Source organism: Streptomyces sp. NPDC047869, assembly GCF_040704065.1.
Taxonomy (GTDB): domain Bacteria; phylum Actinomycetota; class Actinomycetes; order Streptomycetales; family Streptomycetaceae; genus Streptomyces.
This window is the reverse complement of record NZ_JBEYRK010000016.1, coordinates 88,298-112,289: the sequence shown is the minus strand read 5'-3', so window position 1 is coordinate 112,289 and position 23,992 is coordinate 88,298. Positions and strand designations below refer to the sequence as shown.

Sequence of the window (23,992 nt, the reverse complement as noted above, 5' to 3'; positions counted from 1 at the left end):
ATGGCCCAAGCCGCAGCCGTGGCGGAACCGCCCGCGCCACCCCGGCGGCGCCGTGCCTCCGCGACGCCGCGCAGGCTGCCGTACCTGCTGATCGCGCCGGCCGCCCTGCTGATGCTGGGCTTCATCGCCTACCCGGTGCTCAGCGTCTTCTACTACAGCCTGCAGAACTACAACCCCACCAAGCCCTGGCGGAACGGCTTCGCGGGCCTGGACAACTTCACCCAGGCCTTCAGCCACGACCCGCAGTTCTGGGACACGCTGACCTTCAGCGCCCAATGGGTCGTCGTCGAGGTCGGACTGCAGCTCCTGTTCGGCCTGGCCCTGGCGCTCATCGTCAACCAGACCTTCGTGGGCCGGTCGCTGGGCCGCGCCCTGGTCTTCTCCCCCTGGGCCGTCTCCGGTGTGCTGACCTCGGTGATCTGGGTCCTGCTCTACAACTCCCAGACCGGCATCACCCGTTACCTGGCCGACGCCGGGCTGGGCTCCTACGGCACGAGCTGGCTCTCGGACACCTCGACGGTCTTCCCGGCGGCGGTGGTCGCCGACCTCTGGCGGGGCGTCCCCTTCTTCGCCATCCTCATCCTCGCCGACCTGCAGTCCGTCTCCCGGGACCTGTACGAGGCCGCCGAGGTCGACGGGGCGAGCCGCCTGAAGCAGTTCTGGCACATCACCCTGCCCCACCTGAAGGACGCCATCGTCCTGTCCACGCTGCTGCGCGCGGTGTGGGAGTTCAACAACGTCGACCTGCTCTACACCCTGACCGGCGGCGGACCGGCCGGCGAGACCACCACGCTGCCCCTCTACATCGCCAACACCAGCGTCGACGCCCACAACTTCGGCTACGCCTCCGCCCTGACGACGGTGGCGTTCGTGATCCTGCTCTTCTGCTCGATGGTCTATCTGCGGCTGAGCAAGTTCGGAGGTGAGACCAAGTGATCACCGAGATCGCTCCCGCGCCCGAGCGGGTCGTGTCCGAGTCCGCCCGCCCGCGCGGCAGGCGCCGCGCCTGGGACGAGGTGCCCCGCTGGCAGATCTATCTCCCGCTGTCGGTCTACCTGCTGTTCACCCTGGTCCCCTTCTACTGGATCCTGCTCTTCGCCCTCCGCCCGGCCGGCTCCACCTCCCTGGTCCCCTGGCCGGCGACGTTCGAGCACTTCGGCAAGGTGTGGACCGACCGCGGCTTCGGCACCTACTTCGCCAACAGCGTCTACGTCGGCCTCGCCACCCTCGTCCTGACCACGGTGGTCGCCCTGGCCGGCGGCTACGCCCTCGCCCGCTTCGACTTCCGCGTCAAGCGCGGCTTCATGCTGGCCCTGCTCTGCTCGCAGTTCGTGCCGGGCGCGCTGCTGCTGGTGCCGCTCTTCCAGATCTTCGCCAAGCTGTCGATGATCAACTCACTCGGCAGCGTCGTCATCGCCGAGAGCGTCTTCCAGCTTCCGCTGTCGATGATCCTCATCAGCGGGTTCATCCGGAACGTGCCGTACTCCCTGGAGGAAGCCGCCTGGGTGGACGGCTGCAACCGGCTCACCGCCTTCCGGATCGTCGTCCTGCCGCTGCTGCGGCCCGGACTGATCGCCGTCGGCTCGTTCGCCTTCGTGCACGCCTGGAACCACTTCCTGTTCGCCCTGATGTTCCTCTCCGACCAGGGCAAACAGACCATCCCGGTGGGCCTCGACACCCTGATGAGCGCCGACAGCGTCGACCTCGGCGCGCTGGCCGCGGGCGGCATCATCGCGGCCGTACCGGTGGTCGTCGTGTTCGCCTTCATCCAGAAGTGGCTGATCACCGGCTTCAGCGCGGGGGCGGTGAAGGGATGACCGTCCCCATCGTGCTGGCGGGCGCGCGCGGCCACGGCCGCTGGCACCTGGACAACATCCGCCGGCTCCAGGCGAAGGGCGCCGTCCGGCTGGCGGGCATCTGCGAACTGACCCCACTGGGCCCGGACGAGATCCCGGACGGCCTCGGCACGCCCGAGCAGTCCGCCGACTTCGGGGCGCTCCTCGACGCCACCGGGGCCAGGGCCGCCGTCGTCTGCACACCGATCCCCACCCACACCGATCTGGCGCTGACGGCCGCCGGGCGGGGCGTGCACCTGCTGCTGGAGAAGCCGCCGGCGCCGTCCTTCGCCGAGTACCGGCGGATGGCCGACGGGATCGCCGGGGCCGGGGTCGCGTGCCAGATCGGCTTCCAGTCGCTCGGCTCGCACGCCGTGCCCGCGATCCGGCGGCTGCTCGCCGAGGGTGCGATCGGAGAGGTCACCGGGGTCGGCGGCGCGGGGGCCTGGGCCCGGGACGAGGCCTACTTCCGGCGGGCGCCCTGGGCCGGCCGGCGGCGGCTGAACGGCGCCGACGTGGTCGACGGGGTGCTCACCAACCCGCTCGCGCACGCGGTCGCCACCTCCCTCGCCCTGCTCGGCGCCACCCGGGCCGAGGACGTCACCGGCATCGAGACCGAGCTGCTGCGCGCCAACGACATCGAGTCCGACGACACCTCCTGCGTCCGGGTGCGCACCACGCGCGGCCCGGTCACGGTCGCCGCGACCCTGTGCGCCGAGGAGCCGGGGGAGCCGTACGTCCTGGTCCACGGCAGCAGGGGCCGGATCACCTTCTGGTACAAGCAGGACCGGGTGCTGCTCCAGCGGTCCGGACACGGCCCGCGGGAGACCTCGTACGGCCGTGACGACCTGCTGGAGAACCTGGTCGATCACCTCACCGACGGCACCGGGCTGCTGGTCGCCCCGGCGGAGACCGGCGCCTTCATGAGAGTCGTCGAGGCCGTCCGCACCGCCCCCGACCCGCTCCCGCTGCCCCGGAGCGCCTGGCGCCCGCTGTCCGGCGCGGACCGCCGGGTCGTGACCGGCGTCGACGGCCTGGTCGCGGCCTCGGCCGACACCCTCGCCCTCTACTCCGAACTGGGCGCCTCCTGGGCCCTGTCGAAAGAGGTGAGCACGTGATGTCCCACGACACACCGGTTCTGCGGGTCGCGGGCCGGCCGGTCGGCCGGTACGTCACCCGACCCGAGCTGCCGGCCCGCCTCGCCCCCCGCCCCTGTCTGCACCCCGTCACCACCCTGGCCGGCACGGTGGTCACCGAACTCGGACCCGCCGACCACGCACACCACCTCGGCGTCGGTGTCGCCGTTCCCGACGTCGAGGGGCACAACTTCTGGGGCGGGCGCACCTTCGTCCGCGACCGGGGCCCGACCGAGCTGGACAACCACGGCGCCCAGCGGCACACCGCCTTCCAGCTCCTGGACCCCGACGGGTTCGTGGAGGAGCTGCGCTGGGTCGCCGCCGGGAGGGAGCTGCTGCGCGAGCGCCGCACCGTCGCCGCCACCGGGCTCGACCACCGGGCCTGGGCGCTGGACCTCACCTTCTCCCTGACCAACGTCACCGAGGGGCTGCTGTCCCTCGGCAGCCCCGCCACCAACGGGCGGCCCGGCGCGGCCTACGGGGGCTTCTTCTGGCGGGCCCGCAAGGAGCGGCGGGCACCGGAGGTCTTCACCGCCGACCGCGAGGGCGAGGCCGAGGTGCACGGCGGGCGTGCCGACTGGGTCGCGCTGGCATCCGCCGGCTGGACGCTGGTCTTCGCCGGGGCCACCGGGGAGACCCGGCGGGACCCGTGGTTCGTGCGGGCCGCCGAGTACCCCGGGGTGGGCTCGTCGCTGGCCGCCACCGAACGGCTGCCGGTACCGCCCGGCGAGACCGTCGTGCGCCGCGTCGTCACCGTGGTCGCCGACGGACGGCTCGACCGGGCCGAGGCGGCCGCGCTGGTCCGCGAGGCGGTGAGCCGGTGACCGCCGGCTCGTACGAGAACCCGGTGCTGAACGCCGACTGGTCCGATCCCGACGTGGTCCGCGTCGGCGACGACTTCTACCTCACCGCCTCCAGCTTCGGCCGCGTGCCCGGCCTGCCGCTGCTGCACTCCCGCGACCTGGTCCACTGGACCCTGGTCGGCCACGCCCTCCAACGCCTGGAGCCGGAGGAGGAGTTCGCCGTGCCCCGGCACGACCGCGGGGTCTGGGCGCCCTCGATCCGCCACCACGACGACCGCTTCTGGATCTTCTGGGGCGACCCCGACCAGGGCGTCTTCCAGGTCAACGCCCCGGAGATCCGCGGGCCCTGGACCCGCCCGCACCTGCTCAAGGCGGGCCGCGGCCTGATCGACCCGTGCCCGCTGTGGGACGAGGAGACCGGAGAGGCCTATCTGGTGCACGCCTGGGCCAGGTCCCGCTCCGGTGTCAAGAACCGGCTCACCGGCCACCGTATGCACCCCGACGGCACCTCGCTGCTGGACGAGGGCAAGGTGATCGTCGACGGGGACCGCATACCCGGCTGGTTCACCCTGGAGGGGCCGAAGCTCTACCGGCACGACGGCTGGTTCTGGATCCTCGCCGCCGCGGGCGGCGTGGAGACCGGCTGGCAGGGCGCCTTCCGCTCGCGCGGCTTCTTCGGGCCGTACGAGGAACGGATCGTCCTGGAGCAGAAGGACACCGAGGTGAACGGGCCGCACCAGGGCGGCTGGGTGCGCACGGCGGCCGGCGAGGACTGGTTCCTGCACTTCCAGCAGCGCGGGGCCTACGGCCGGGTCGTCCACCTCCAGCCGATGCGCTGGGGAACCGACGGCTGGCCCGTGCTGGGCGACAACGGCGCGCCCGTGACCGTGCACCGCCTGCCGGCCCTCCCGCCGCAGCCGCCGGCCGCGCCCGCCACCGACGACGACTTCCCCGGCGGGCGGTACGGCCGTCAGTGGCAGTGGACCGCCAACCCGGGCGACGGCTGGGCCACCCAGCACTCCGCGGACGGGCTGCGGCTGACCTGTGTCCGCTCGGCCGACGCCCACGACCCGCGCCGGCTGCCGAACGTGCTCACCCAGCGGCTGCCCGGCTTCCCCTGCGCGGTCGAGGCCGACCTGCGCCTCGACGGCGGTGAGCCGGGGGCGCGGGCGGGACTCGCGGTGCTCGGCTCCGCCTTCGGCTGGATCGGGCTAGAGCGGGGGACCGACGGGACGGTCCGGCTCGTGCACCGGTTCGCCGAGGCCGTGGCCGATGCGGGGCGGGACGCCGGGGTGCCGTGCCCCGCGCCCGGCGGACGGGTCCGGCTGCGCGTCGGGATCGGATCCGGGGCGCGCTGCCGGTTCCACTACGACGTCGGGGACGGCCCGCGCTCCTCCGGGCCGGTGTTCGCGGCCACCCCCTGGCGCTGGGTGGGCGCCCTGCTCGGCCTGTTCGCCGTCGCCCCCGGGGGACCGGGATCCACCGGGACGGCGACGTTCACCCGGTTCCGGATCACACCCGCCGGTCCGCGCGTGCGGACCGGTCACTGACCCCACAGCTCCACCCCACCACTGGATCCAGCAGAAGAGAGCCGACCGATGAAGAGCAGCATCCGCAGAAGCACGCGCGCCGCCTCGGCGGTCGCCCTGGGCTCCGTCCTCGCGCTGACCGCCACCGCCTGCGGCGACGACGGCAGCGGCGGCGCGGGGGACAAGGGGGGCGAGGGTTCCGGCAAGGGAACGATCACCTTCTGGGACAACAACGGCGGTGTCCGTACCGACATCTGGAAGCAGATCATCGCCGACTTCGAGAAGAAGTACCCCGGCATCAAGGTCGAGTACGTCGGCATCCCGGCCGCGAGCGCCCAGTCCAAGTACGACACGGCCATCCAGGGCGGCGGGCTGCCCGACGTGGGCGGTGTGGGCACTGCCATGCTCGCCGAGGTCGCCGTGCAGGGCGCCCTGGAGCCGCTGGACGGCCGGCTGGAGAAGAGCCCGCTGAACGGCAGGCTGAGCCGGAACCTGCTCGACGTCAGCAAGTCGGCCGGCGGCGGGGACGCGCTGTACCAGGTGCCGACCTCCGCCAACAACGGCACCCTGTGGTACCGGACGGACCTGTTCACGAAGGCCGGCCTGGACGCACCGGCCACCTGGGCGAAGTTCTACGAGGCGGCCGGCAGGCTCACGGACAAGGGCCACAACGCGTTCGGCTTCACCATCCGCGGCGGCGAGGGCGCCATCGCCCCGGCCCTCGACGCGGTCTACGGCCAGACCGGCATCGCCTCGTTCTGGAACGGCGACAAGACCACCGTCAACGACCCCAGGAACGTCGCCGCGCTCGAGAAGTACATCGCGCTCTACAAGAAGGACACTCCGTCCGCCGACGTCAACAACGACTTCACCAAGATGGTCGCCCAGTGGGACAGCGGCACCATCGGCATGCTGAGCCACAACCTGGGCTCGTACCAGGACCATCTGAAGGCGCTGGGCAAGGACAAGTTCCGGGGCATCCCCAACCCCACGCTGGCCGACGGCACTCGGGTGCAGGTGTCCAACCCGGTGGACGGGCTGAGCCTGTTCAAGTCGAGCAAGAACAAGGCGGCCGCCTGGAAGTTCATCGAGTTCGCCCTCTCCGCCGCCGAGAACTCCAAGTTCAACGAGTCGGCGGGACAGGTGCCGGCCAACACCGACGCGGCCAAGGACGCGTGGATCCAGCAGGCCGAGCCGACGAAGCTGGCGGCCGAGGCGCTGAACGGGGCCGACACGAAGATCGTCCAGTTGCCGTACCACCTGCCCGACTGGAACACCATCTCCAAGGCGGACAACGAGCCGAACTTCCAGAAGCTGCTGCTCGGGAAGATGAGCGCGAAGGAGTTCCTGGACACGCTGGCCGAGCAGCTCAACGCGGCGCAGGCGGACTGGAAGAAGAACCACTGAGTCCGTGGCCGCTTGGCGTGGGCGCGCCCCGGTCCGGCAGGGCCGGGGCGCGCCCACGCGGCGGAGCCGCACACCGATACGCCCCACGATCCCCTTGTTTCCCTGACCCCTGTGATTTCCCTGGCCGCCCGCGACGTCATCGTCAGCTTCGTGAAAGAGGAGAGCCGCACAGTGCGTACACAGAAGTGTCATGGACGTGTCATAGCCATTCTGGTGGGCTGCACGGCGCTCGTGCTCGCCGCCACCGGGACCACGTCCGCGCAGGCCGCGCACCGGGCCGGTACCGACCGGCAGGTGCTGCCCGCCGGCGACGGCTGGGCCGCGTACGGCACCGGGACGACCGGCGGTGCGGCCGCCGACCGGGCGCACGTGTACACCGTCATCACCTGGGAGCAGTTCAAGGCCGCCCTCGCCGACGGCGGCAGCGCCCCGAAGATCATCAGAGTGAAGGGCACCATCGACGCCGACGGGCCGAGCTGCGACTCGTTCGCCGTGCCCGGCTACGACTTCGGCGCCTATCTGGCCAAGTACGCCCCGGAGAGCTGGGGTCGCACCACCACCCTGGACGGCGAGCCCGCCGACAGCCCCGAGGGCCTGCGCCGCGCCTCGGCCGCCACCCAGGACGCCTACATCAAGGCGGACGTCCCGGCCAATACCACCATCATCGGAGTCGGGAAGAACGCCGGCTTCAACGGCGCCAGCCTCCAGATCAAGGGCGTCGACAACGTCATCGTCCGCAACCTGCGCTTCGAGAGCCCCCTCGACTGCTTCCCGCAGTGGGACCCGACCGACACCGCCGACGGCAACTGGAACTCCGAGTACGACAGCGCGGTGGTCTACGGCTCCACCCACGTCTGGATGGACCACGACACCTTCACCGACGGCGGCCACCCGGACAGCACCCTGCCGTACTACTTCGGCCGGATCTACGAACAGCACGACGGCGAGCTGGACATCGTCAAGGGCGCCGACTACGTCACCGCCTCCTGGAACGTCTTCGAGGACCACGACAAGACGATCCTCGTCGGCAACAGCGACAGCGCCGCCACGGCCGCCGTCGACCGCGGCCACCTCAAGGCCACCTTCCACCACAACCTCTTCCGGAACCTGGTGGAACGCGCGCCGCGGGTCCGCTTCGGCCAGGTGGACTCGTACAACAACCACTTCGTCGCGGGCGACGGCTACTCCTACAGCTACGGCATCGGCATGGAGTCCCAGCTCGTCGCCGAGCACAACGCGTTCACCCTGCCCGCCGGGGCGACGGCCGGTCCGATCCTGAAGAAGTGGAAGGACGCGCCGGTCACCGCCGCCGACAACTACGTCAACGGCGGGCTCACCGATCTGATCGCCGTCCACAACGCCGAGATCCCCGGCGAGACCCTGCGGTCCGGGACCGGCTGGACCCCGGACCTGCGCACCAGGGTCGACCCGGCCAGGGCCGTGCCGGGCCTCGTCGGCCACCGCGCGGGCGCCGGCCGCATCGGCTGACCCACCCGGGGCCGGGTCCCCCGGCCCCGGCCCCTCTTCCCGCCCGCCCCGCACCGGAACTCCCGTGAGCCGGGCCGGCACCACGGACCCCCACACCCGTCGCACCCCGAACTCCCACACCCGCCGCACCGCGAAGGAGCACGCCCATGCCCTCGCCCCGACCACCCCTTTCGCGACGGAGTCTCCTCGTCGCGGGCGCCACGGCCGCCGCGCTCGGTCTCACCGCCGCGCCCGCACAGGCCGCCGGCCGGCCCGGCCCGTTCGGCCGGCACGGATCGCCGGCCCGCCGCCGCACCCCGGGGACCCTGTACGTCGACCCCCACGGCCGGGGCGACTTCACCTCCGTCCAGGCCGCCGTGACCGCGGCCACCGGCACCGGCCGCACCCTGGTCATCGCCCCGGGCACCTACCGGGAGACGGTCCTCGTCGACGCCTCCCGTACGGGCTTGACCTGGATCGGCGCCTCCGAGGACCCCCGGGACGTCGTGATCGTGTACGACAACGCGGCCGGCACCCCCAAGCCCGGCGGCGGCACCCACGGCACCACCGGCTCGGCCACCACCACCGTGCAGGCGGACGGGTTCACCGCCCGCTGGATCACCTTCGCCAACGACTGGCTGCGCGCCGACCACCCGGACATCACCGGCACCCAGGCCGTCGCCCTCAAGGCGCAGGGCGACCGCGGCGCCTTCCTGCACTGCCGCTTCCTCGGCCACCAGGACACCCTGTACGCCGACACCATGGCCCTCGGCACCTTCGCCCGCCAGTACTACGCGCACTGCTACGCCGAGGGCGACGTCGACTTCGTCTTCGGGCGGGCCACCGCCGTCTGGGAGCACTGCCACTTCCGCACCCTGAACCGGACGGACCTGGCCGCCGCCCCCTACGGCTTCGTCTTCGCGCCCTCCACGGCCGCCGCCAACCCGCACGGCTACCTGGTGCTCCGCGGCCGCGTCAGCGGCGAGGCCCCGGACGCCTACTACAAGCTGGCCCGCCCCTGGGTGCCCAGCTCCGACACCACCGCCCGCCCGATGCTGACCGTCCGCGACACCTGGCTCGGCCCCGGCATCGACGCGGCCGCCCCCTACACGAACATGTCGGCCTCCCACCCCTGGCAGGCCCAGCGGTTCGCCGAGTACCGCGACACCGGTCCCGGCGCCGTCGTCACCGTCCCGGAGAACCGGCCGCAACTGACCGCCGAGCAGGCGGCGTCGGCGACCCGGGAGACCCACCTCGGGGACTGGGCACCCTGGAAGGAGAGCTGACGGCACGTCCGGCCGGACCGGCCGGGGGACGCGAGGGCCTTTTCACCCGATGGCTCGATATCGATCGGGCAAAGGTCCTCGCGCTACCCCTGGTGACGCGCGTAGAAAACCTGTCATGCGTAAATCACTGCGGATCGCGGCGGCCACCGCCGCCTGTGCCCTCGCCGGCGGCGCCCTGTACGGCGCCGGTGCGGCCACCGCCGGTCAGTCGACGGCGAACTCCACCCACGAGCCCTACAACATCGGGCTCCTGGTGAAGGACATCGACACCTACTACGGCACCACCGCCGACAGCAACGGCGTCTACCAGGCGTCCCCGGTCAGCCCGTACGCCAAGGACCTGGCGCGGATCGACGCCGACGCCAGGAGCTACATCGACAAGGCGGCCCGCAAGGCCCACCACCACGGCGAGAAGCCGGCCGTCGTCTTCGACATCGACGACACGCTGCTGCTCAGCCTCGACTACGAGAAGCGCTACAACTACACGTACAACTCCACGACGTGGAACGACTACGTGAACCGCGCCGACCGCCCGGCCGTCTTCGGCAGCCCCGAGCTGGTGCGCTACGCCGAGTCCAAGGGCGTCGAGGTCTTCTACAACTCCGGTCTCAGCGAGGCGCAGCGCGCCGGCGCCGTGGAGAACCTGAAGAAGATCGGCGCCGACGTCAACCTCGACGCCGGCCACATGTTCCTCAAGGACAAGGCCAACCCCCCGGCCTACCTGAGCGACTGCGCCACCCCGGGCACCTGGAACTGCACGACCGTGCAGTACAAGGCCGGTACCCGCGAGCACATCGAGGACGACCTCGGGTACGACATCATCGCCAACTTCGGCGACCAGTACTCGGACCTGGACGGCGGTCACGCCGACCGCACCTACAAGCTGCCCAACCCGACGTACTTCGTGTCCTGACGCGTTCCGGACCGCCGTACGCCCAGCGGCAGTTCCACCCGGCCCCCGTCCCGGCAGCAGCCTGCCGCGGCGGGGGCCGGCCGGTGCGCGGGCGGGTTTCCGGCCACGTGCGACCGCCGCTTCCCGGAGCGTTGATTTCCGTTACCATCGGCTTTGCTTGCGGCACATGCACCGGGGGAGGCGACGTATGCGGATCCGCGTTCAGGGGAACGGCGACGAGAAGGCCCTGACGGACCTGCGGAAGTGGCTCGCCGGTGATCCCGGGACCGGCAGGCTCCCGGTCACCCCCGTCAGCGTCCCGGGTCCGACGATGTCGGTGCTCGACGCCCTCGACATCGTCCTCGGCAACGTGACGGACATCGCCAACTTCGCCGTGGCGTACGCGAGCTGGCGGCTCGCCAAGGCCCCGGGCCGCAGCACGGGCGGACGTACCCTGACCCACGGCGGCACGACCGTCGACATCGGTCACCTGAACCCCGAGGAACTCGCGGACCTGCTGCGCCGCCTGGAGAACACGGACGCCGGCACGCACGGGTCATGACCGCACCGCGGCCGGGCGGCTCCCGTGCGGTGCTCTTCGGAGCCCATGAATTCGACGGCTTTCCGGCGCTCGGGGGTGTCGAGCGGAACATCCCCGCACTGCTCGCCCTGCTGACCGCCCCCGACGTGGGCGGCCTGGCCGAGGGCGACTGCCGGGTCCTGCCCGCGGACAGCCGGGCGGACGACGTCCTCGACGCCGTCGCCGACGCGGCCGACGAGGCGGACGACCTCCTGCTCGTCTACTACGCCGGACACGGCCACCACGACGACGAGGGGCTGCTGCTGGCCGCGAAGAGGGCGGGCCTCGACCGGCCCCACACCTTCGTCTCCTACGCACGCGTCCGCGAATTCGTGGCCGGGTCCCGGGCCCGGCACAAGGTCGTCATCGTGGACTGCTGTTACGCGGGCGGCGCCCTCCACATGGGGGAGGAGGCGCCGCCGATCCCGGAGCGGGACCTCGCCTTCGACGGCGGCTGCGTCCTCGCCTCGGCGGCCGTCACGGAGCGCTCCCTGTGCCGCCCGGACGGCAGCGTGTTCACCATGGAACTGGTCCGCCTGCTGCGGGACGGCCTCACCGGGCCGCTGCGCGGCGGCCGGCGCGGCGAGGAGCAGCGCCACCTCCTCACGGCCGACCTGTTCGACGCGCTCAGGCAGGGTCTGAAGGGCCAGAAGGTGGACGGCTGGCCCGTCCCCCAGCCCCGGATGGCCACCCTCGACGGCGGCCACGACATCCCGCTCGCCCTCAACCGGGCCTTCAAGCAGGAGCCCGGCCCGTCCGGCGCCGCCCCGCGGCGGCAGCCGCAGCCCGCCCCCGATCCACTGGCCGCCGTGGTCGGACAGCAGACCTTCGTCGACGGGCTCGGCGGCTTCCGGCGCAACCTCACCCCCGAGCAACTGCCTTTCGTCTCCCCGGGCAGCGCTCATCCGGCCGCGCCCGAGACGCTGTTCCGGCGGCTGCGCGACACCGACGAGCGGGGTGTGCTGCTCGTCGGCGCGGCCGGCACCGGCAAGACGCGCACCGGACTCGAGGTGGGCCGGATCGCCCTCGGCGAGGGCTGGCGGGTACTGCACGTCCGCCCCGGCCGGGAGTCGTCCATCACCGCGCAGATCAGCCACCGGGTCCTGGCCGAGGACAGCCCGGTCCTCGTGGTGATCGACTACCTGAACGAGTACCTCAAGGACGACGACGACAACGACGCCCAGCTCGACCTGACCGCCCTGCGCCACCGGCTGCTGCCGGAGGCCCGCCGCAAGGACGTCAAGGTCGCCTTCCTCGCCTCGGTGCGCCCGGGCTGGCTGCAGAAGGCGGGCCACATCCCGCTGCACGACCTGTTCGACGAGGTCGAGCTGCGCCAGGACGAGGAGTTCCAGCGGGTCGTCGCAGAGCACGCCCTGGCCAATCTGGCCCCCACGGCCATCGGCCGCCTCGGCATGGAGCGGATGCGGGCCATCTGCGGCCACCGCCCCATCATCGCCCTGCTGCTCGCCCGGGAGCTGGAACGCCGGGCCGTGGCCGGCCTGCTCGACGCCGGGAACGCGGGGCTGCGGGCCGGCGGCGACCTCGCCCGCTGGCTGCGCGACCGGCTCATGGAGGACGACCTCGCCGTCCGGCGCCTGCCCGACGAACGCCGGCGCACCGCCTTCGACCAGGTCACCGCCTCCGACGACCTGGTCGCGGCGGCCGCCGCCGCCGCGGCCTGCCCCCAGGAACAGACCGAGGTGATCGCGGCGGCGGCCGCCGCGCTGTCCGGCAGTCCCGGCGGCGGCCTGCACGCCCAGGTCGTCGTCGAGACCCTGATCGACCTCGGCTGGCTGGAACGCGACGGAGACGGCGACGTCCTGTCCACCGCCCACGACATCGTCTGCGACCAACTCGTCGAGTCCGTGATCCTGCCCGCCCACGGCCGCACCCCGGACCGCGCCCGCACCCGGGTCCTCCTCGACGGCAGCCTCACCAGCCCCCGCACCATCGGCCGCTACGCCACCAACCTGGCCCGGCTCATGAACGACCTGGCGCTCACCCACCGCGCCGAGGCGGTGTCCGCGGTCCTCGACGCCTGGTTCGCCGACAACGCCGCGGCCATCGGCGAGGTCATGCGCGCCGACGCCGACATCGGCGGCTACGCCCTCGGCGCGCTCTGCTCCGGACAGCCCTGGGCCCACTGCGTGGTCCGGAACTGGCAGCGGCTCGTCGGCCCCTGGCTGGAGGAGTTCGGGGACGGCGTCAACGCCCGGCACGTGCTCTACCGAGGCCTGTGGAACCTGCCCACCGACGGCGGCGCCCTGCTGCTCGTTCCGGCGGCGCTGCGCTGGCTGGAGTCCCACGGCCGGCGGCGCGAGGCCAGCTTCGTCCTCGGCCCCCTGCTCAGCCGCACGGACATCCCCGCCGAACAGCAGAAGCCGGCCCTGCGCGACGCGATCACCTGGCTGCGCCGCCACGGTGAGGTGCTGGAGGCGCACTTCGTGCTGCGGGCGCTGGTCGGCCGCGCCGACCTCACGCCCCAGCAGGTCCGTCAGGTCGTGGCCGTGGCGCTGCGGTGGTCGGAACGCGACACCACTCTGCGCCAGGTCGCCCAGATCCTCACCCCGCTCCTCGCCCGCACCGACCTCACCGGCGACGAGCTGCGGCGGATCGTCCTGCTCGCGCTGGAATGGCTGCGGCACCACAGGAGCCTGTGGGAGCCGCACAACGTGCTGCGCTCCCTGCTGACCCGCAAGGACCTCACCGAGAACGAGGCGCGGCAGGCCGCCTCGTTCAGCTTCCGCTGGCTCAAGCAGCACGCCGCCGCGCCGCCCGCCACGTTCGTGCTGCGCCCGCTGCTCGCCCGGACCGAGCTGGCCAGGAGCCAGGTGCGGCGGGCCGTGGAGTTCGCCGCCCAGTGGCTGGACGAGCACGCCGTCCGGTCCGAGGCCGACTTCCTGGTCCGGCAGATGCTGGGGCGTTCCGACCTCACCGGCGACGAGAGCCGGCGGGCGGCCGGGTTCGCCGTGCGGTGGCTGGAGCAGCACGCCACCTCGCCCGAGGCCGACTTCCTCATCGGGCAGATGCTGGCGCGCCCCGACCTCACCGCGGACGAGAGCCGGCGGGCGGCCGGCTTCGCCGTGCAGTGGCTCGCCCTGCACGCCGGCGCCCCCGGGGCGAGCTTCGCGCTGGACGCGCTGCTCGCCCGTCCCGATCTCACCCACGAGCAGGCCGAACAGGCCGTCACGGCGGCGATGACCTGGCTGGAACGCCATGCCGGCACCGACGCCGCGGGGTACGTCCTCAGCGGGGTGCTGGGCCGCGGCGACCTGCCGGAGTACGAGGCGGACGGCGTCCACACCCTCGCCTGCGCCTGGCTGGCCACCCGCACCGGCTCCCCGGAGGCCAACTTCACCCTCAACAAGCTGCTTTCCCGCACCGACCTCGCCGCGGAACAGGCCCGGCAGGCCATCGGCTCGGCGGAGCGGTGGCTGGGCCGGCACGGCGACAGCGACGCCGCGGAGTACGTCCTGCGCGCGCTGCTCTCCCGCCCCGACCTCACCGCCGGCCAGGCCCGCGACGCCGTCGGCCGCGCCACCCGCTGGCTGCGCCAGTACGGCACCGCCCGGAACGCCGGGTACGTCCTCGGCCCGCTGCTCGGCCACGGCACCCTCACCGCCGCACAGGCCCGGGAGGCGGTCACCGCGGCGCTGACCTGGCTCGCCCACCACGGCCATGTGCCCGAGGCGGAACTCGTGCTGACCTCCCTGCTCGGCCGCGGCGACCTGTCCCACGGCGAACGCGAGCAGGCCACCGCCTTCGCCACCCAGCGGGGACAGCAGAACGGCACCACGTACCGCGAGGCGAAGGCGCTATCGCGCCGCCTGGCCGCCCGGCACGGACCCGGCGACGAACAGGGGCGGGAGGACCTCGCCTCGGCCCTCGCCTGGCTCGAGCGGCACCCGGACCTCCCCGAGGCGGCGCAGGTGTTCCGGGCGGTCTTCGTCCACCACGAGCCGACCGGGGACGAGCTGCGCCGGACCGTGACCGCCGCGACGACCTGGCTGGGGCACCACGACACCCGGCCGGCCGCCTCCTACCTCCTGCAGCCGCTGCTGGAGCTGCGCGCACTCCCCGACGAGGACACCGGCCCGGTGGCCGCCCACGCCCTGGAGTGGCTGGCGCACCACCGGGAGAGCCCCCAGGCCAGCTACACCCTGGGCGCGCTGATCGCCAACAGGAGGATCACGGCCGAGACGCTGGACCGGGGGATCTCCCTCGCCGCGGACTGGCTCCAGCACAGCGTCACCTCGCCCGGCGCGAGCTTCGTGCTGGACAAGCTGCTGGCGCGCGGGGAGATCACGGGGGACCGGGCCCGGGCCGCGGTGGCCTTCACCCAGGTGTGGCTGGACCGCCATGTGACGATGCGCGCGGCCCGCTTCGTGCTCGAGCCGCTGCTCGCCCGCGCCGACCTCACCGCGGACGAGACCCGGCTCGCCGTGACCCACGCGTCGCGCTGGCTGCGGGAGTTCGGCTCCCTGCACGAGGCACGGCACGTGCTCGTGGCGGTGAACGCGCACGCCGGGCTCGGCCCGGAGGGAATCGGCCACGCCTTCGGCGACACCGTCACCTGGCTGGAACGCTACGACGGCCCGGCCAACGCGCAGACCGTACTGGCACCGCTCCTGGCCCGCGCCGACCTCGGCCCCGAACAGCTGCGCGCGTTGGCCGACTTCACCCTCGGACGGCTGCCGCACTACGCGGTCCCGGACTCCTGGCGGGTGCTGGGCCTGCTCGTGCAGCGCGCTGACCTGCCGCCGGACCAGGCCCGCGAGGTCGTCTCGCGGGTCGTCTCGGGGCTCCAGCCGGACCCCGTCGCCTACGACGCCAGCTTCCTCCTGGCCCCGTTCCTCGGCCGCCCCGACCTGACGGCGGCCCGGCGCGCGACGGCGGTCTCCTGGGCGCTGTCCTGGCTGGAGCAGTACATGCCCGTGTGGCGGTCCCGCTTCGTCCTGGCGGCCCTGCTGTCCCTGGCCGGGCTGTCCCCGGCCGAGGTCCGCCGGGTCGTCGCGTGGACGCTGGAATGGCTGGACCAGCACACCGACGGCACCGCCGACGGCTTCGTCACCGCCGGGGCCGAGGCGGTCCTTGAGCCGCTGCTCGCGCGCCCCGACCTCGGCGAGGACGAGATGCGGCAGGCCCGGGCCCGCCTGCCCCGGGCGGCACCGGCGCCGCGTGCCACCGCGTTCTGAGCCCCGGGGGTGTCACGGGGCCGGTTGTCGTTGACGACGACCGTGCGCTTGTACTGCGTCTTGCAGTTGCCACAGGAGCGGACCAGCTTGCCGAAGTTCTCGACCTGGAACTTGCTCACCACGAGCTTGCCCGCGCCGTTGAACTGCAGGACTTTGTCGTCGGCGTTCCTGGCGCCGCCGCCGTACACGGTGTACACGGCCGAGGCCATGCCCTGCGGTGGGCCGGACGGCAGTTGACGGGCCGAACCCCGATTCCGTAACACGAGGAAAACCTGAAACGGGTTCAACAGGGGAACAATCCAGCCAGCATCCGCGCACCTTGATCAGGCGACGAGGAGTACGACCATGTCCGAGACACAGAAGGCGGACCAACGGCCCGGCACCACACCGCCCGTCGGCAACGGCGTCGACCGGTACTTCAGAATCTCCGAACGGGGATCCACTTTCGGCCGGGAGATACGCGGCGGCTTCGCCACGTTCTTCACCATGGCCTACATCCTTGTCCTGAATCCCATCATCCTGGGCAGCGCCAAGGACAAGTTCGGCCACACCCTCGACACCGGTCAACTCGTCACCGCCACCGCGCTGGTGGCCTGTGTGATGACGGTCGTCATGGGCGTCGGGGGCAACCTCCCGCTCGCCATCGCCGCGGGTCTCGGCCTCAACGCCGTCGTCGCCTTCCAGCTCGCCCCGCTGATGAGCTGGGCGGACGCGATGGGCCTGGTCGTCCTCGAAGGCGCCGTCATCTGCCTGCTGGTGCTCACCGGGCTGCGCGAAGCGATCATGAACGCGATCCCGCAGCAGCTCAAGCAGGCCATCGGCGTCGGCATCGGCCTGTTCATCGCCTTCATCGGCTTCGTGGACGCCGGGTTCGTCAGCCGCATCCCGGACGCCGCGCACAGCACCGTGCCCGTCCAGCTCGGCGCGGTCGGCCGGCTGACCGGCTGGCCCGTACTGGTCTTCTGTCTGGGCGTGCTGCTGACCATCGCGCTGCTCGCCCGGAAGGTGAAGGGCGCGATCCTCATCAGCATCGTCACGATGACGGTCGTCGCCATCGTCATCGACGCGGTCGCCGACATCAAGAGCTGGGGCCTGACCACACCGAAGGTCCCGGACGAGATCGTCGCCGCCCCGGACTTCGGCCTCGTGGGTCACTTCAGCCTGTTCGGCGGCTTCGCGGAGGCGGGTGTGCTCACCGCCGTGCTGCTGGTCTTCACCCTCGTCCTGTCCGACTTCTTCGACGCCATGGGCACCATCGTCGGCATCAGCGCCGAGGCCGGACTGCTCGACGACCGGGGGCAGGTGCCCGGCATCGGCCGGGTGCTGTTCATCGACGGTGCCGCCGCCGTCGCCGGCGGGGTCGGCTCCGCCTCCTCCAACACCGCCTACATCGAGTCCGCGGCCGGCGTCGGGGAGGGCGCCCGCACCGGCTTCGCCAACCTCGTCACCGGCGGCCTGTTCGGGCTGGCGCTCTTCCTCACCCCGCTGCTGACCATCGTCCCGCTGCAGGCCGCCGCGCCCGCGCTGATCGCGGTGGGCTTCCTGATGATGACCCACGTCAAGCACATCGACTGGGACCGGTACGAGATCGCCATCCCGGCGTTCCTCACCATCGCCGCGATGCCGTTCACCTACTCCATCACCGACGGCATCGGCGCCGGCTTCCTGTCCTACGTGATCGTCAAGACCGTCCTGGGCAAGGCCCGCGAGGTCAACTGGCTGCTGTGGGGCGTCTCGGCGCTGTTCCTGGTGTACTTCGCCATCGATCCGGTGGAGCAGGCCCTGGGCGTCAAGTGACGCGGAGGGGGCGGTCCCGCCGGACCGCCCCCTCGTCCCGCTACTTGAGCGCCGCCCGCATCATGGCCCTGGCCACCGGCGCCGCGAGCCCGTTGCCGCTGACCTCCGAGCGGGCCGCGTCCGACTGCTCGACCATCACCGCGACGGCGACCTCCTTGCCGGTGCTGTCGGACTTGCCGTAGGAGGTGAACCAGGCGTACGGCGTCTTGCTGTTGTTCTCACCGTGCTGGGCGGTGCCGGTCTTGCCGCCGACCGTCGCCCCGTCGATCCGCGCGTTCGTGCCCGTACCGTCCCGGACCACCGTCTCCATCGCCGAGCGCAACTGAGCGGCGGTGTCCGAGGAGACGATCTCCTCGCTGTCCGCGCCGTCGTCGTAGTCCCGCAGCACATCGCCGTTGCCGTCGGTGATCCGCGACACCATGTGCGGCGAGACGAGCTTGCCGCCGTTCGCCATCACCGCGGACACCATGGCCATCTGCAGCGGGGTGGCGGTGACGTCGAACTGGCCGATGCCGGACAGGGCGGTCTGCGCCGCGTCCATGCCGGAGGGGTAGACGCTGGAGTACGCCCGCACCGGGACGTCCTGCTCCTTGTCGTTGAAGCCGAACTTCTCAGCCATGGCCCGCACCTTGTCCTGGCCGAGGTCAACGGCCATCTTGCCGAAGACGTTGTTGCAGGAGTAGCGGAGCGCGACCCGGATCGAGGCGTTCTCGCAGGGGGCCGACTTGTTCTCGTTGGCCAGGACCCGGCTGGTGCCCCGCAGGGTGTACGGATCGGGGCTGTCGGTCGGGTCGTCCACGTTCTCGTAGAGCCCGTTCTCCAGCGCGGCGGCCGCCACGACCAGTTTGAACGTCGAGCCCGGCGGCAGCGGCTGGCGCAGCGCGCGGTTGGTGAGCGGTTTGTCCTTGTCCGTGGTGAGCGACTTCCAGGCGGCCCCGGCGGTGTTGGCGTCGGTGAGCCGCGTGGGGTCGTACGACGGCGTCGACACCACGGCCAGGATCTTCCCGGTCTTCGGGTCGAGGGCGACCGCGGCGCCCTTGTTGCCGCCGAGTGCCCGGTACGCCGCCTTCTGCACGGCGGGGTCGATCGTCGTCAGCACGTTGCCCGGATCGGCGCGCTTGCCGGTCACCGTGTCCAGCACGGTCTTCAGCTTGCTGTCCGTGCCGTTCAGCAGGTCCTGGTAGATGCCCTCCAACTGGGTCGGGGCGTACGCCTGCGAGGCGTAGCCCGTCACCGCCGCGTACAGTCTCCCGTCCTTGTAGGTCCGCTTGTACGCGAGGTCGCCGCCCTTCGTCCGCGCCGAGCCGGTGACGGGGCTGCCCGCCACGATGATGTTCCCCAGTGGCTGCGCGTACGTATGGATGGCGTTCCGCCGGTTTGCCTGGTCGTCCGCGAGGGCCGTGCCGTCGTAGTACTGCACCCAGGTCGCCCTGACCAGCAGGGCGAGCACGAGCAGCAGTGTGAAGACGGACGCCCGCCTGATCGTCTTGTTCATCCCGCCCGTGATGACGACCGGGGCGGGGCAATCGTTCCCGTACGCCCGATTTTCTCATCCCGCGTTCAGAAAGCCGGCCTCGTACGCGGCGATCACCGCCTGGGTCCGGTCCCGGGTGCCGGTCTTGGCCAGCACCGCCGCGACGTGCGACTTCACGGTGGCGGGGCCGACGCCCAGCCGCCGGGCCAGCTCGGCGTTGGTGAGCCCGGCGGCCAGGAGCCGCAGCGTCTCGCTCTCGCGTCCGGTGAGTCCGCTCACCCAGGCCGGGGGAGCGGACGCCCGCCGCGCGTGCGCGGCCGCGAGGGACCGCAGGGCCGACGGGAACAGCAGGCTGTCGGTGCGCGCGACCAGCCGCACCGTCTGGACCAGCGTCTCGGCGTCGGCCCGTTTCAGCAGGAACCCGGCGGCCCCGGCGCACAGCGCCTCGTACACGTAGGAGTCGTTCTCGAAGGTGGTCACGACCACGATCCGGGGCGGCCCGTCGAGACCGGCGAGGATCTGCTCGGTGGCCCGGATGCCGTCGGTCTCCGGCATGCGGACGTCCATGAGGACCACGTCGGGGCGCAGCTCCCGGACGACGGACACGGCCTCGGCGCCGGTCGCCGCCTCGCCCACCACCTCGATGCCGGGCTCGGCGGAGAGGATGGCGCGCAGCGCGGTGCGCACCATGCGCTCGTCGTCGGCGATGACGACCCGGATCGCGGGCTGGGTCATGACGGTCCCTTCGTCGCTCACGCGTGTTCCCGCACGGGCAGCCGGACGTGCAGGCGCCAGGTGCCCCCGGCCGCCCCGGCCCGCGCCGTGCCGCCCAGCAGCCGCACCCGGTCGGCGACGCCGCGCAGACCGTGGCCGCCGCCGGGGCGGGCCGCGGGGCCGGCGCCGAGCGGGTTCTCCATGGTGATCTCCAGCCGGCCGCCGGTGGTGGTGATGCGGAGCGTGACCGGTTCGCCGGCGTGTCTGAGGGCGTTGCTCAGGCCCTCCTGCACGATCCGGTACGCCTCCCGGGAGACCAGCGGGGGCAGGGCGGCGGGATCGGTGCCGACGGTGGCCGTCACCACCTGTCCGGCCGCCCGGGTCCGGCGCAGCAGCCCGTCCAGGTCGGTGGCGAGGGTCGGCGCGGGCGCGGTGCCGGGGGCGTCGCCGTCCCGCAGGACGCCCAGCACCGCGTCGAGTTCACCGACCGTGCGCCGGGTGGTCTCCTCGATGGCGGCCAGCGCCTCGCGGACGAACTCCGGGTCGCTGTCCAGGACGCGGCGGGCGGCGCCCGCCTGCAAAGTGACGGCGCTCAGCGCGTGGCCGACCGAGTCGTGCAGTTCGCGCGCGAGCCGGTTGCGCACGGCGAGGTCGGCGGCGCGGGCCTCGGCCGCGGCGAGCCGGTCCTCGGGGGTGGGCCCGAGCAGGGCGGGCGCGCAGCGGGCGAGCAGGGCCCCGGCGGCCGCCGCGCAGGCGGCGAGGGCGGCCAGCATGGCGAGACCGGCCACCGGACACAGCACTCGCGCCCACGGGTGGTCCAGGACTCCGGGCAGGTCCAGTGGGCTGCCCCACAGCGGGGCCACCAGGGGCAGCACGACGAGGGCGGCCGCGAACGGCGGCAGGGCCAGCGACATCCCGGAGACGATCCCGCCCAGCCCCAGATGCAGCGTGAACCAGAGCGCCGTACGGCCCCGTTCCGCCCGGGTGCGGGCCGGACCGTCGGCGAGGGCACCCGCCTCCACGCCGCACAGCGCGCGCACCGCGCCCGACTCCAGTGGCCGGGTCGGCGGGAACAGCGAGGTGACCGCGGCGATGGGCAACCCCACGGCGAACGCCCCGAGTTGCAGGTAGAAGTCGCCGAGGACGTCGTCCGCGCCGGTGAGCGGACCGAGGATCACCGAGCCGACGAGGACATAGGGAACGGCGAGCGCGCCGCCCAGCACCAGATGGATCCAGCGCCGCCGCGCCCGCCCGCCGAACAGGAACGCCGTCGCCCGTCCCGGCGGGGCCGGAGCGGGGGAGGGGGAGGTCGGCATGGACCGACTCTCCCGTACCGCACCGGTGTCGCACCTCATGCGCGGTGATGATCCCGGTCCACCGGACGGGGGAGACCACCCCGCCCGCGACTACAGCCGCCGCGTCGCCAGCGTCAGCCGGTCCCGTGCGTCGAACAGCGCGTCCTTGATCATCTGTTCGTGGGCGGGGGTCAGCCGCGCCACCGGCACCGAGCAGCTGATGGCGTCCCGGGCGGGTGTGCGGTAGGGGATCGCCACGCCGAAGCAGCGCAGCCCCAGCGTGTTCTCCTCGCGGTCGACGGCGAAGCCCTGCTCGCGGATCTGGTGCAGTTCCTCGATCAGCTTCTCGCGGTCGGTGATGGTGTGCTCGGTGAGCGCGGGCAGGGTCTCCGGCAGCAGCTTGCGCACCTGCTCGTCGGTGTGGGTGGCGAGCAGCGCCTTGCCGAGGGAGGTGGAGTGGGCGGGCAGCCGCCGGCCGACCCGGGTGAACGGGCGCAGGTAGTGCTGCGACTGCCGGGTGGCCAGGTACACCACGTTCGTGCCGTCGAGCCGGGCCAGGTGGATGGTCTCCGTGGTGTCGTCGGAGAGGCGGTCGAGGGTCGGCCGGGCGGACGCCACCACCTCGTCGCCGTCGATGTAGGAGGTACCGACCAGCAGCGCCCGCACCCCGATGCCGTACCGCGTCCCCGTGGCGTCCGTCTCCACCCAGCCCAGCTCCACGAGCGTGCGCAGCAGCATGTACAGGCTGGACTTGGGGTAGCCCACGGCCTCCTGCACGGCCGCGAGGGAGTGCATGCCGGGCTTGCCGGCGAAGTACTCGAGCAATTCAACGGTCCGCACCGCGGACTTGACCTGGGCCCCGCCCGTCTCGCCTGCCGACATCGCCCTTGACCCCTTCATTCGACGGGAAATAGTCTCCGAGCAGCATATTCATCATCAGAGACAGCGTTCAGTATATCGAACGCGGCTGATGGTTACCCAGCGAATGCGGCCTTACTTGGAGGGACCCGCGGTGGCAGCAGCACCAGTCTGGAGTGTCGACCCGCGCACCGGGAAGCAGCGTGAACAGGTTGCGGTGGAGGCCACAGCCCAGGAGGTGGACGCGGCCGTCCGGGCGGCGCGGGCCGCGCGCGGCGCCCTCGCCGACCGCGCCGTGCGCTCGGCCTTCCTCCGCTCGGCCGCCGCCGGCCTGGACGCGGCCGCGGACGGCCTGATCGAGACCGCCGACGCCGAGACCGCCCTCGGACCGGTCCGCCTCACCGGCGAACTCGCCCGGACCGTGTACCAGTTGCGGGCCTTCGCCGACATCGTCGACGAGGGCGCCTTCCTGGACGTGATCGTCGACCACCCCGACGACACCGCCACCCCGCCGGTCCCGGACCTGCGCCGGTACAAGGTGCCGCTGGGGGTGGTGGCCGTCTACTCCGCCTCCAACTTCCCCTTCGCCTTCTCCGTGGCCGGCGGCGACACCGCCAGCGCCCTGGCCGCGGGCTGCCCGGTGGTGGTCAAGGCCCACCCCGACCACCCGGCCCTGTCCGAGCTGGTCGCCGGGGTGCTGCGCCGTGCCGCCGCCGAACACGGCATCCCCGAGGGCGTCGTCGGCCTCGTGCACGGCTTCGAGGCGGGCGTCGAGCTGATCGGCCACCCGCTGGTCGCCGCGGCGGGCTTCACCGGTTCGGTGCGCGGCGGGCGCGCCCTGTTCGACGCGGCGGCCGCGCGCGCGGTGCCGATCCCGTTCCACGGTGAGCTGGGCTCGCTGAACCCCGTCCTGGTCACCGAGGAGGCCGCGGCCGAGCGCGCCGAGGCGATCGGCTCCGGGCTCGCCGGGTCCATGACCCTCGGCGTCGGCCAGTTCTGCGTCAAGCCGGGCCTGGTGCTGGTGCCGTCCGGCGACGCCGGCGACACGCTGCTGAAGTCGCTGGCCGACGCCGTCGGCGACACCGCCGCCGGGGTGCTGCTCGACCACCGGATGCGCGACAACTTCATCGCGGGTGTCGCCGAACGCGCCCAGCTGCCGGGAGTGGAGACGCCGGTCATGCCGGGCGCGCGCGGCGAGCACACGGTGAGCGCGGGCTTCCTGACCGTCCCGGCGAGCGGTCTGACCGCCGAGGGGGCGTACGACCTGCTGCTGGAGGAGTGCTTCGGGCCGGTGACGGTGGTGGTCCGCTACGCCGACGACGCCGAGGCCACGGCGGTGCTGTCGCGGCTGCCGGGCAACCTCACGGCCACGGTCCACCTGTCGGCCGGGGAGGCCGCCGGCGAGGGGCGCGGCGCGGAGATCCTGGCCGAACTGACGCCGCTGGCCGGGCGCGTGCTGGTCGACGCCTGGCCGACCGGGGTGGCGGTGGCGCCGGCCCAGCACCACGGCGGCCCGTACCCCGCGACCACCTCCACCTCCACCTCCGTGGGCGGCACCGCCATCGAGCGCTGGCTGCGGCCGGTCGCCTACCAGAACGCGCCCGAGGCCCTGCTGCCCTGGGAGCTGCGCGACGACAACCCGCTCGGGCTGCCCCGCCGGTTCAACGGCCGGCTGGAGCGCTGAGCGGATCAGCCGGACGCCGGACAAGGAACCTGGGACACTC

17 protein-coding genes and 1 pseudogene are annotated in these 23,992 nt (G+C 72.7%); 13 read left to right on the top strand and 5 right to left on the bottom strand.

What is annotated here, in order from left to right; genetic code table 11:
• The 11 genes from AB0924_RS21675 (at position 1) to AB0924_RS21625 (ending at position 16,130) form a co-directional block, all read left to right on the top strand.
• Positions 1-936, top strand: coding sequence for a sugar ABC transporter permease (locus AB0924_RS21675; protein ID WP_366912207.1), 936 nt, complete (start codon positions 1-3; stop codon positions 934-936).
• A gap of 8 nt (positions 937-944) precedes the next feature.
• Positions 945-1,817, top strand: coding sequence for a carbohydrate ABC transporter permease (locus AB0924_RS21670; protein WP_358931963.1), 873 nt, complete (start codon positions 945-947; stop codon positions 1,815-1,817).
• A complete protein-coding gene (locus AB0924_RS21665) occupies positions 1,814-2,953 on the top strand; it encodes a Gfo/Idh/MocA family oxidoreductase (RefSeq protein WP_358931759.1) in 1,140 nt (379 codons plus the stop codon). The genes AB0924_RS21670 and AB0924_RS21665 overlap by 4 nt, the downstream gene beginning before the upstream one ends.
• Positions 2,950-3,795, top strand: a complete 846-nt coding sequence (locus AB0924_RS21660; protein ID WP_358931761.1) for a PmoA family protein — start codon at positions 2,950-2,952, stop codon at positions 3,793-3,795. Before AB0924_RS21665 ends, AB0924_RS21660 begins: the two co-directional genes overlap by 4 nt.
• Positions 3,792-5,324: a family 43 glycosylhydrolase gene (locus tag AB0924_RS21655; protein WP_366912206.1), complete on the top strand. Its 1,533-nt coding sequence runs from the start codon at positions 3,792-3,794 to the stop codon at positions 5,322-5,324. The genes AB0924_RS21660 and AB0924_RS21655 overlap by 4 nt, the downstream gene beginning before the upstream one ends.
• Before the next feature lie 48 nt (positions 5,325-5,372).
• Complete coding sequence (locus AB0924_RS21650; RefSeq protein WP_366912205.1) at positions 5,373-6,710, top strand: sugar ABC transporter substrate-binding protein; 1,338 nt, start codon at positions 5,373-5,375, stop codon at positions 6,708-6,710.
• Positions 6,711-6,881: 171 nt separating this feature from the next.
• Positions 6,882-8,198 carry a pectate lyase gene (locus AB0924_RS21645; RefSeq protein ID WP_366912204.1) on the top strand — a complete coding sequence of 439 codons (1,317 nt, stop codon included), beginning with the start codon at positions 6,882-6,884 and terminating at the stop codon, positions 8,196-8,198.
• Positions 8,199-8,344: 146 nt separating this feature from the next.
• Positions 8,345-9,463, top strand: coding sequence for a pectinesterase family protein (locus AB0924_RS21640; protein ID WP_366912203.1), 1,119 nt, complete (start codon positions 8,345-8,347; stop codon positions 9,461-9,463).
• 115 nt (positions 9,464-9,578) lie between these two features.
• Positions 9,579-10,376 (top strand): HAD family acid phosphatase, encoded by a 798-nt coding sequence (locus AB0924_RS21635; RefSeq protein ID WP_366912201.1) that lies wholly within the window; start codon positions 9,579-9,581, stop codon positions 10,374-10,376.
• 187 nt (positions 10,377-10,563) lie between these two features.
• Positions 10,564-10,917, top strand: coding sequence for a hypothetical protein (locus tag AB0924_RS21630; protein ID WP_358931773.1), 354 nt, complete (start codon positions 10,564-10,566; stop codon positions 10,915-10,917).
• The gene (locus tag AB0924_RS21625; protein ID WP_366912200.1) at positions 10,914-16,130 is read left to right on the top strand and encodes a caspase family protein; all 5,217 of its coding nucleotides are present in this window, start codon (positions 10,914-10,916) and stop codon (positions 16,128-16,130) included. The genes AB0924_RS21630 and AB0924_RS21625 overlap by 4 nt, the downstream gene beginning before the upstream one ends.
• Positions 16,131-16,153: 23 nt before the next feature.
• Here AB0924_RS21625 and AB0924_RS21620 read toward each other — a convergent pair.
• Positions 16,154-16,336, bottom strand: a pseudogene (locus tag AB0924_RS21620) (pectate lyase); the annotation flags it as partial.
• A 139-nt stretch (positions 16,337-16,475) separates the two neighbouring features.
• Here AB0924_RS21620 and AB0924_RS21615 point away from each other — a divergent pair.
• Entirely contained in the window at positions 16,476-17,927 is a 1,452-nt protein-coding gene (locus AB0924_RS21615) for an NCS2 family permease (RefSeq protein ID WP_366912199.1), read from the top strand.
• Between the two features lie 40 nt (positions 17,928-17,967).
• Here AB0924_RS21615 and AB0924_RS21610 read toward each other — a convergent pair whose 3' ends face one another.
• The 4 genes from AB0924_RS21610 to AB0924_RS21595 form a co-directional block, all read right to left on the bottom strand.
• Positions 17,968-19,422 (bottom strand): penicillin-binding transpeptidase domain-containing protein, encoded by a 1,455-nt coding sequence (locus tag AB0924_RS21610; protein WP_366912198.1) that lies wholly within the window; start codon positions 19,420-19,422, stop codon positions 17,968-17,970.
• A gap of 54 nt (positions 19,423-19,476) precedes the next feature.
• The gene (locus tag AB0924_RS21605) at positions 19,477-20,136 is read right to left on the bottom strand and encodes a response regulator transcription factor (RefSeq protein ID WP_358931966.1); all 660 of its coding nucleotides are present in this window, start codon (positions 20,134-20,136) and stop codon (positions 19,477-19,479) included.
• A gap of 17 nt (positions 20,137-20,153) precedes the next feature.
• Positions 20,154-21,431 (bottom strand): histidine kinase, encoded by a 1,278-nt coding sequence (locus tag AB0924_RS21600; protein ID WP_366912197.1) that lies wholly within the window; start codon positions 21,429-21,431, stop codon positions 20,154-20,156.
• Positions 21,432-21,521: 90 nt separating this feature from the next.
• On the bottom strand, positions 21,522-22,292 hold the full coding sequence (locus tag AB0924_RS21595) for an IclR family transcriptional regulator (protein ID WP_359554648.1): 771 nt from the start codon (positions 22,290-22,292) through the stop codon (positions 21,522-21,524).
• Positions 22,293-22,422: 130 nt separating this feature from the next.
• Between AB0924_RS21595 and AB0924_RS21590 the strand changes: the two genes are divergently transcribed.
• Complete coding sequence (locus AB0924_RS21590; protein WP_358931785.1) at positions 22,423-23,952, top strand: aldehyde dehydrogenase (NADP(+)); 1,530 nt, start codon at positions 22,423-22,425, stop codon at positions 23,950-23,952.
• Positions 23,953-23,992 lie beyond the last annotated feature (40 nt).